A 9,129-nucleotide genomic window follows, 5' to 3' on the forward strand; every position below is an offset into this window, starting at 1 on the left:
ATATTAATATAAATACCCGATTTCTAAATGATAGACCATTTTTCATCCTTGCCACTATTTGCATAGAATTAATGCTCATACTCGAAACTTTCCTTTAATTAAATTTCTTATTTAGTATATTCATCGGATATTTTGCTTGGCAAAATAATAAAAAGGAAGATACCGTGATCTTCCTTTTTAAATTACGGTTAGCCTCCGATCACATACTTGATCATTACTCCAGCCGCTACGGCCGAACCGATAACACCAGCCACGTTTGGTCCCATCGCGTGCATCAATAAAAAGTTTTGTGAATTAGCTTCTAGACCCAATTTATTACTGACTCGCGCTGCCATCGGTACCGCCGAAACCCCTGCAGAACCAATAAGCGGGTTCACTTTTTCGGTGCAGATACGATTCATGGCTTTTGCCATTAGCAGACCCGCCGCTGTACCCACACAGAACGCAACAATACCCAACGCTAAAATACCTAAGGTTTGAGGTTGCAAGAACTTGTCTGCCATCAACTTCGAACCTACCGACAATCCAAGAAATATCGTAACGATGTTAATTAAGGCATTTTGAGCAGTATCACTGAGCCGTTCCACCACCCCACACTCGCGCATTAAGTTGCCAAAGCAAAACATCCCAAGTAGTGGCGTGGCCGAAGGCAGCAACATCGCAATCAAAATAAGCAGCATTAACGGGAAGCAAACTTTTTCAACTTTACTAACGGTTCTAAGCTGAGTCATTTGAATTTTACGCTCTGCTTCCGTGGTCAGCGCACGCATAATCGGCGGTTGAATCATAGGAACCAACGCCATGTATGAGTAAGCGGCAACAGCAATAGCACCCAGTAATTCTGGCGCTAGCATACTCGAAACATAAATCGCAGTAGGGCCATCAGCCCCCCCAATGATACCGATAGCCGCAGCCTGAGCCACACTAAAGTCCATCAGCCCCAATTGACTAAGACCTAACGCACCAAGAACGGTAGCGAAGATACCAAATTGAGCAGCGGCTCCTAGCAACAAGGTTTTGGGGTTCGCCAATAGTGGGCCAAAATCCGTCATAGCCCCCACGCCCATGAAAATGACCAACGGGCCCACACCAGATGCAATCACCACGCTATAGAAGGTATACAACATACCATCGCTGTAATTGAATTGTTCAGCCAATAAATGCAAATTCATTTTTTGTAGCGGAGTCGCCATCTCAAGCGCGTGCTTCACCGAATCAGGAGCCGCTTCCGTGATATTAAGCACAGAGGAAAAAGCGCTCATAACATCGCTTTTCCCAGCGTAGATCGCCGCTTCTATTGCATTAACGGCTAGGTTTGCATCTGGCAAGTTTGCTAAAATTCCGCCGAAACCAATCGGCACTAGCAGTAAAGGTTCGAACTTCTTCACTATGGCCAAGTACAGCAACAAAAGACCGATGATAATCATAACGGCTTGGCCTAGCTGTAAATGGAAAAATCCGAAATCATTGATTAGCGCTAAAATACTGTCCATCATCGTTCCTTACGCTAACGCCATCAAAGCATCACCAACCTGCACGGAATCCCCTTCAGAGACACTCAACTTTTCAATAATGCCATCTCGGGCTGCGCGGATTTCCGTTTCCATTTTCATGGCTTCTAAAATCAGCAGTACTTGGCCTTCTTCGACTACATCTCCTACCTTGGTGTGTATTTTCCAAATGTTGCCTGCCAGAGGAGCAGCCACTGTTTCAGCGTTACCTGAAGGAGCACTAGGGGATGCCGAAGCAGCCGCTGCTTTGGGGGAAACGTTGGACGCAGTTGCAAGAACCTGTGGATCACCGCCTTCGTTGATTTGAACAACGTAGCTTTGGTTATTAACACTCACGGTATAGATCGCTTGTTCTTCTTTGCAGGCCACAACGGGGGCTTTCACCTCAGCAATACAAGGCTTAGGCTCAAATGCAGCTGGATTCATTCTATTTTCTAAGAACTTCCAACCCACCTGGTCAAACAGTGCTATGGTAAGAACATCGTCAATCACCTCTTCAACTAAAGAGATATTTCTCTCTTTGGCCTGTGCTTGAACACTCAATGACAACGTATTGATTTCTGGTTCAATTAAATCAGCAGGTCGACAAGTGATTGCCGCTGCGCCTTTCAGCACTTTCGCTTGAAGTTCGGCATTCACTGGCGCTGGTGTCTGTCCGTATTCTCCTTTAAGAACACCAGCCGTTTCCTTGGTGATGGTTTTGTAACGCTCACCCATCATCACATTGATCACCGCTTGCGTGCCTACGATTTGTGACGTTGGGGTAACCAGTGGAATAAAACCGAGATCTTCTCTTACGCGAGGGATCTCTTTCAGCACTTCGTCTATTTTATCAAGTGCATTTTGCTGTTTGAGTTGGCTTTCCATATTGGTCAGCATGCCGCCAGGCACTTGAGCCACTAAAATACGTGAATCGGCTCCTTTTAGCTGCCCTTCGAAAGCATGATATTTTTTGCGAATTTCACGGAAATAAGCGGCGATACTCTCTAATTTGTAGATGTCTAACCCGGTATCACGTCCTGTCTCTTTTAAGGCCGCGACTATGGACTCAGTACAAGGATGGCCATAAGTACCACTCATCGAAGAAATGGCAGTATCAACGCGATCCACTCCAGCCTCAATGGCCTTCAGTAATGTCATATCAGCAAGGCCTGCCGTTGAATGACAGTGTAAATGAAGCTCTATATCAAGCTGTTTTTTCAGTGTAGAAACCAATTCGCTGGCTTCATACGGCGTCATAACACCCGCCATATCTTTGATTGCGATGGATTGCACACCGCACTCTACTAATTGCTCCGCCACATCAACCCAAGATTGCATGGTGTGAACTGGGCTCGTGGTATAGCAAATGGTGCCTTGAGCATGAGCTCCATACTTATTGACGGACTGAATGGCCTGTTTCATGTTGCGTACATCGTTTAATGCATCAAACACACGAAATACGTCCATTCCGTTGACAACAGCACGCTCAACAAATTTATCAACAACATCATCAGCATAATGGCGATAGCCAAGGATGTTCTGTCCTCTAAATAGCATTTGTTGCTTGGTATTTGGCATCGCCTTTTTAAGCTCGCGCAACCGATGCCATGGGTCTTCCCCTAAAAAGCGGATGCATGAATCGAACGTGGCTCCGCCCCACGTTTCCAAGGACCAGTAACCAATTTGATCAAGTTCCGATGCGATGGGTAACATGTCATCAAGACGTAAGCGAGTAGCAAAAAGAGATTGATGCGCATCGCGCAAAACGACATCGGTGATGCCAAGTGGTTTATTGTTATTAGACATTAAAAATCCCCTATATTCGAATCATGATTAACTGAATTTTTTCTTATGGTGGTGAAGGGCTGCAGAAATGGCAGCGACAAGCGTATCTTCAGGTGCCGTGGTTTTATCTGACACTGTAGGCTTGTTGATTAACACTGGTAAAAAATAAGATGAGAGACTGGTCAACACTCTAATTGCGCCCACCAGCAACAATAGGAAACAAAACACAAACCCCATGCCTAATGCCATTAGGGTTATGCCTTCATAAATAATTGGATCTTGGCTCATGGTTATTCTAAAACCCACATTAAAATCGGTGAGATTAGTCTACTGAGTGAAGCTTATGGACTTCGTGAACTTCATCATTCAAATGACACCATTAAACAACTTAAATGGTGTTTATTTATTTAATTCATATTGATGTAAATACCGTTTAAATTCATCAAATTGATGACAAACAATTTACATCAAGCACACCTAAATAACCAAATAAGCTGGGAACAAGCCCATATTTAAACCCAATCAAACAGGAAAGTGACGAAATAGCAGATAATGGTAGCCAACTTTATAGTGACCGGATGTCAGCAAGGAATAATTAACATCATTAAGGTCATTTAAAACTCAAGTGCTGCGTGTAATTGTCCGCTAATTCAAATTTTGATCATCATTTCGCCGTTATGGTTTAAATATGGGATATGCCAAAATGAGAAAACACCATGCAAAGCAACCAATACCGTAACACCATAGACAATTTGACAAATCTACAACAAAGAATTGAACGTCAATCTCAACTCTTAAAGCAATTTCAGGCGCCCCTGATCACGCTTACATTAAATTTGCCGATTGAATTAGCTCAAAAAAGATACACCGAAGTGATATTCAATAGCGCACTTGATGCTATAAATGAAAAGATCAATGCACTCAGATCACAGGTACTGCATCGTCAGATAATCCATTCCAATTTTGGTTCAGAAGCCTATTATATTACTCAGATTGCATCGGCTAACGTTGTAAAAAAAGCGATGATCGATATTGAACAGATACACCCTTTAGGTACGTTATTTAATATCGATGTAATGTGTCTGCGAGGGAAAACCATTTCTAGAAAATCTTGTGGTATGGCACCACGGCAGTGCCTAATGTGTGGCCAGCCAGTACAGAAATGTTCATCGACTCACCAACATGCATTGGATGAGCTAGAAAAATGTATCGTTTCATTATGTAATCAGGCTTACAGCTATAGTTAAAAACTAGTCGTTAGTTAAATATGTAAACGCGATTTTCATTCGAGCCCATCGGCACAATGAGTGTAATAAATAAAAGCGCCCTTGCATTGCGGCGCTTTTGCATTGGTATGCATTCAACATTGTATTGCGATATTGCCTCTATCTTTCATCGCCATCGTTCTTCTCTTTACTTGGTAAACGGATGTATCAAGGCTAAATAACGGCTTCAAATAGTTAAGGGTCGTTTCTGGAACAAGTTGCGCAACCATATCCCATTGATTATCGAACAGTAGATTTCTCACTAATGACGCCGAAATTGGCGTATTGGCTTTTTCTGTCCGTGGAAGCTCAATCAAAGCGATCGGCGCACTGTCTAACGTCGGTGTAGTCAACCATTGCAGCATCTGCTGATTATAAAAACGTGTAACGGCGCAAATAGGTTCAGTTCCCACATACCTACGTGTGATCCCCAATGCGGGTGCAATATAATTGCGAAATAATTGCAGATCGACCGCAGTATGACAGTAGTTCGTCACCCCTTCATCTTTGAGAAAGTAACTAGGAAAAGTCGCGCGCGAAATAATATAGTCTGAACCTTCGTGGATAATGACATTTTTTAGATCTTTCACACCTGAACGTATCATTGCTAAGCGATCTTGATAAGAAAAAAAGGAACGATCCTCTTTAACCACAAACAAATGGACCCAATCGCATTGTTGAGCGGCCTGTTCAATCAGGTAACGATGCCCTCTCGTAAAAGGATTGGCATTCATCACAATACTTCCGATGTGATTGCCAGGTTGCTTTAGCTTTGAGAGTTGGTGGCAATAATCGGTGAGCCGGGACTTGCTGTTTTCTAGCAGAATGACGCGCCCTTTTACAGCGGTAAGCAAATAAAAACCCGCACTGTGAAACATCGCGTAATTTTCAGGTTTGGTGTAAATAAAAAGATTGTAACGCCCCAAATCGTAAGCAAGCGTGACCAATTCACTTAATAATGTTGTTGATAACCCTTGTCCTTGGTGCTGAGTGTCTACCGCAACGGACTTGAGTGTATTCCCCGCCAAACCACCGCATCCAACAATGGATTGGTTATAGTAAGCGATGACAAAGAGTTCAACATCCGCATCAACCCCGAGTCCCATTTTTTGCAAGAATAGACTGACGGGCTCCATTCTTCTTGCATTGCTCTTTTTTATTCGTTCAAAACTGTATGACGTGAGCACAGGCCTTTCTCATTTAAAAATTCACCAACAAATTATCTTGTTTCTTTGACTGACTAACGTTGAGTTTCATCATATAGGGTATCAATGATTAATTATTTAAATGGCGTTAATGAATTAATTCAGCATTTTTGGATAATATTTAACCAATACCATTTGATTTTATATTAATGACAAAACCCTCCATCTATTCGATGGAGGGTTTTGTCGCTATTTACATCAATGCAACACTAAATTTCATCTCGTTTAAAGAACTCGAAAATTATGCTGGCTGTGATGTTTGTTTTGTCTTTCTGTACATACCAAATAGTGGTAGTGCAATTGACAATACAGTAATAGCAATTAATACCTGTGATACGGTTGAGCCTGCAAAAATAGATAAATCTTGATTGGAAATCCTAAACGCTTGGCGGAATGATTGCTCCATGGTGCCACCCACTATCACGGCAAGAATCATAGGCGCAGTGGGGATATTCACTCGCTTCATGATCACACCAGCCACACCCAAGATGATCAGAATGTAAAACTCAATCACTGAGCTACTGATCGCGTAACAACCGATAAATGCCAAACCTAATACAATTGGGTATAACACTTTAGGTGGAATGGCTAACACTCGTACTAACAAACCTGCCAGAGGAATATTCACTATAGCCAGAATGATGTTTGCTACAAACATACTTGCAATCAGACCCCAAGCCACATCAGCATGCTGTACAAATAGCAATGGTCCAGGCTGAATACCCAACATCAGTAACGCACCCATCATGACGGCCGTCGTACCAGAACCTGGAACACCGAGCGACAACATCGGGATCATTGCACCAATCGATGCAGCGTTGTTAGCCGACTCTGGTGCTGCAAGGCCTTCAATTGCACCATGGCCAAACTCTTCACTGTGTTTTGAAAGCTGCTTTTCGTTGTTGTAGCACATTAACGAGGCCATAGTCCCACCCGCACCGGGCAAGGAACCGATGATGAAACCAATGGGAGCACTGCGAAGAATAGCCCATTTGGAACGTTTCCAGTCATCCCCTTCAATCCAAATGCGTTTGAATTTGGTTTGTGCTTTTTTCGTGCCTTTACTTAACGAACTGAAGCTCTTAAAGACTTCACCCATTGCGTAAATACCGATAATCACCACCAGAAAATCAATACCCGTTTGAAGGTGTAAATTACCAAATGTAAATCGTTCTGCTCCACTTTGCGCATCAATACCGACTGTTGCAATAGCAAGACCGATTACCATGGATAAGAAACCTTTCAACATATTGCCTTTCGACATGGATGCGGTCATGGACAACGCAGCCACCATCAACAAAAAGTATTCCGCAGGACCAAATTTAAGCGCGAATCCTGCAACAGGTTCAGCAAGTAGTGTCATTAAAATTGCGGCTATCGTACCGCCGATCAAAGAAGCAATCGCTGAAATCGCTAACGCGGATTCTGCTCTGCCCTTCATCGCCATCGGGTAGCCATCGAAGGTTGCCGCCAAGGCGGCACCATCTCCGGGAGTATTGATCAAGATCGAGCTACGAGAACCACCAAACATCGCCCCAATGTAAACACCCGTCATAGTGATCAAGGCGGCCGTCGGCCCCATAGCAAACGTCATGGGAAGCAGAACAGCAACACCCGTTGCGGGGCCTAAGCCTGGAAGCATTCCCACAACAGTACCCAATATGCCACCTAACGTGACTAGTAATAGATGATAAGGTTGAAAAGCGATACCAAAACCATTCATTAAGTTAACAAAAATATCAGTCATAATTATTTGCCTTATTCCATAAACGGTAATGGTGGAAGACTAATGCTTAGTAACGTGCTGAACACAAAATACACGCAGACAGAGAACGCTAATGCAACCAAGATGCTTTGTTTCCATGCCTTGATTCCACTAGTGATCGTCAACATTGAAAACAAGAAGAAGAAGGTGCTGATTACATAGCCAAGTGGGTCGAAAATCAGAGCGTAACCAACAGAAACAATGCAGGTATATAAAATTCTTTTACGATCAAACTTCTTCACTTCATCTTCATTAATCAAAGCAATAAAAGCCATGACAGAGGCTCTCATGTTACTTTTAGCCAGAAGAATGCAACCTACCATCAGAGCAAGTACTGCAATGCCCATTGGGAAATAAATAGGATCAAGTGGGTTGCCGAAGGCAGCTCTTGGCATGGTATAAGTCATGCCTCCATATATAAGACCAAATCCGACGCTAAACAAACCTGTAAAAGCATCCCAGTTTGGACGAATCTTGTTATTTTCCATATGTAACCCTTTTGCGAGGAATGATTGAGAAACAATGCGATTGGAAAGAATTCGGGGACACGACAACACTCTGAGCCCCCAATATTTAAGATGAATTATTTTTTCTTAAATATTTCCGCTAGGATCTCTTTATATTGCTCATTAGTGGTTGCCAAAAATTGAGTGAATTCCTCACTATTCTGGTAAGCATCATCCCAGCCATGACGTTTGCGTGCTTCCGCCCACTCTGATGTTTCCGCCATTTGTTTTAACTTGGCATTCCAATAAGTGACCGCGTAATCAGGCATATCTTTCGGGCCAAATAACCCACGCCAGTTTTCGAAAGTCGCATCAATTCCTTGTTCTTTCACTGTTGGAATCTTAGCAACTTCGCCTTCACCAATTCGTTTATTAGCTGTGTGTGCCAGCGCTACTAGGTTACCGCTTTCAACCAATTGAGCGACATCACCAAGACCGGTCGAAATGAGGTCAACGTGTCCACCCAATACTTGAGCCACCGCGCCGCCGTCCTGAAAGGAAATGTAATCAATCTGGTTTAGGTTCGGTACGCTTGCTGCTTTCGCAATCATCAGAAATTGAATGTGATCCATACTGCCTGCAGCCGATGTTCCACCAATTTTAACGCTCTTTGGATCCTTTTTAAGCGCATCCATCACTTGATTGATTGAGGTGTATTTTGAATCTTTTGAAACGACGAATGCGCCATAGTCAGTGATCAAACGGGCTAATGGCGTCGTATCCTCATAGCTGTATTTGCTTGCACCAGTAAGGTGAGTAAGCAAAATAGGTGGAGAATAAACAGCAATTAATTTGTCACTGTCTTTTTGCGTTTGCATATAAGCTAAGTTAACGGCACCACCACCACCAGGGCGGTTAGTGATCGGTAAATTCGATTCGACTAAGTTGGTATCTTTTAGGGTCTTAGCAACGGTACGAATGGTTAAGTCCCAACCACCACCAGCACCTGCTGGGGCTATAAATGAGATTGTTTTAGGCGGATAATCTTTCGCCATTACCGTTCCTACAGGAATAGCGCAGATAGAGGCAATCGCTGTGCTGATCAGTATACTCTTTAGTTTCATATTCATTATTGTACCTATTATTTATAGTTATTCCCTTTAGCTCAAC

General features: G+C 43.1%; 8 protein-coding genes. 1 reads left to right on the forward strand and 7 read right to left on the reverse strand.

What is annotated here, in order from left to right; all coding sequences use genetic code 11:
• Positions 1-188: 188 nt before the first annotated feature.
• The 3 genes from AACQ21_RS01805 to AACQ21_RS01815 are packed head-to-tail and all read right to left on the reverse strand — an operon-like array spanning position 189 to position 3,566.
• Positions 189-1,493, reverse strand: a complete 1,305-nt coding sequence (locus AACQ21_RS01805) for a sodium ion-translocating decarboxylase subunit beta (protein ID WP_105976966.1) — start codon at positions 1,491-1,493, stop codon at positions 189-191.
• Positions 1,494-1,502: 9 nt separating this feature from the next.
• Entirely contained in the window at positions 1,503-3,299 is a 1,797-nt protein-coding gene (oadA, locus tag AACQ21_RS01810) for a sodium-extruding oxaloacetate decarboxylase subunit alpha (RefSeq protein ID WP_105976967.1), read from the reverse strand.
• Positions 3,300-3,326: 27 nt separating this feature from the next.
• Positions 3,327-3,566 carry an OadG family protein gene (locus AACQ21_RS01815; RefSeq protein WP_019281352.1) on the reverse strand — a complete coding sequence of 80 codons (240 nt, stop codon included), beginning with the start codon at positions 3,564-3,566 and terminating at the stop codon, positions 3,327-3,329.
• Positions 3,567-3,994: 428 nt separating this feature from the next.
• Here AACQ21_RS01815 and citX point away from each other — a divergent pair, with 428 nt between their 5' ends.
• Complete coding sequence (citX, locus tag AACQ21_RS01820; RefSeq protein WP_013856989.1) at positions 3,995-4,525, forward strand: citrate lyase holo-[acyl-carrier protein] synthase; 531 nt, start codon at positions 3,995-3,997, stop codon at positions 4,523-4,525.
• A gap of 113 nt (positions 4,526-4,638) precedes the next feature.
• Here the strand turns inward: citX and citC are convergent, their stop codons facing one another.
• From citC to AACQ21_RS01840, 4 genes are all read right to left on the reverse strand, one after another.
• Positions 4,639-5,730: a [citrate (pro-3S)-lyase] ligase gene (citC, locus tag AACQ21_RS01825; protein ID WP_105976968.1), complete on the reverse strand. Its 1,092-nt coding sequence runs from the start codon at positions 5,728-5,730 to the stop codon at positions 4,639-4,641.
• 259 nt (positions 5,731-5,989) lie between these two features.
• Positions 5,990-7,495 carry a tripartite tricarboxylate transporter permease gene (locus tag AACQ21_RS01830; protein ID WP_013856991.1) on the reverse strand — a complete coding sequence of 502 codons (1,506 nt, stop codon included), beginning with the start codon at positions 7,493-7,495 and terminating at the stop codon, positions 5,990-5,992.
• A gap of 11 nt (positions 7,496-7,506) precedes the next feature.
• A complete protein-coding gene (locus AACQ21_RS01835) occupies positions 7,507-8,001 on the reverse strand; it encodes a tripartite tricarboxylate transporter TctB family protein (RefSeq protein ID WP_019281353.1) in 495 nt (164 codons plus the stop codon).
• 95 nt (positions 8,002-8,096) lie between these two features.
• Complete coding sequence (locus AACQ21_RS01840) at positions 8,097-9,089, reverse strand: Bug family tripartite tricarboxylate transporter substrate binding protein (protein ID WP_013856993.1); 993 nt, start codon at positions 9,087-9,089, stop codon at positions 8,097-8,099.
• Positions 9,090-9,129: the final 40 nt, after the last annotated feature.

The organism is Vibrio sp. V01_P9A10T6, from assembly GCF_963877065.1.
Classification (GTDB): domain Bacteria; phylum Pseudomonadota; class Gammaproteobacteria; order Enterobacterales; family Vibrionaceae; genus Vibrio; species Vibrio anguillarum.

Coding starts and splice junctions, on each gene's coding strand:
- AACQ21_RS01805 (WP_105976966.1), bottom strand. CDS start 1,493: ATGGACAGTATTTTAGCGCTAATCAATGATTTCGGATTTTTCCATTTA.
- oadA (WP_105976967.1), bottom strand. CDS start 3,299: ATGTCTAATAACAATAAACCACTTGGCATCACCGATGTCGTTTTGCGC.
- AACQ21_RS01815 (WP_019281352.1), bottom strand. CDS start 3,566: ATGAGCCAAGATCCAATTATTTATGAAGGCATAACCCTAATGGCATTA.
- citX (WP_013856989.1), top strand. CDS start 3,995: ATGCAAAGCAACCAATACCGTAACACCATAGACAATTTGACAAATCTA.
- AACQ21_RS01830 (WP_013856991.1), bottom strand. CDS start 7,495: ATGACTGATATTTTTGTTAACTTAATGAATGGTTTTGGTATCGCTTTT.
- AACQ21_RS01835 (WP_019281353.1), bottom strand. CDS start 8,001: ATGGAAAATAACAAGATTCGTCCAAACTGGGATGCTTTTACAGGTTTG.
- AACQ21_RS01840 (WP_013856993.1), bottom strand. CDS start 9,089: ATGAATATGAAACTAAAGAGTATACTGATCAGCACAGCGATTGCCTCT.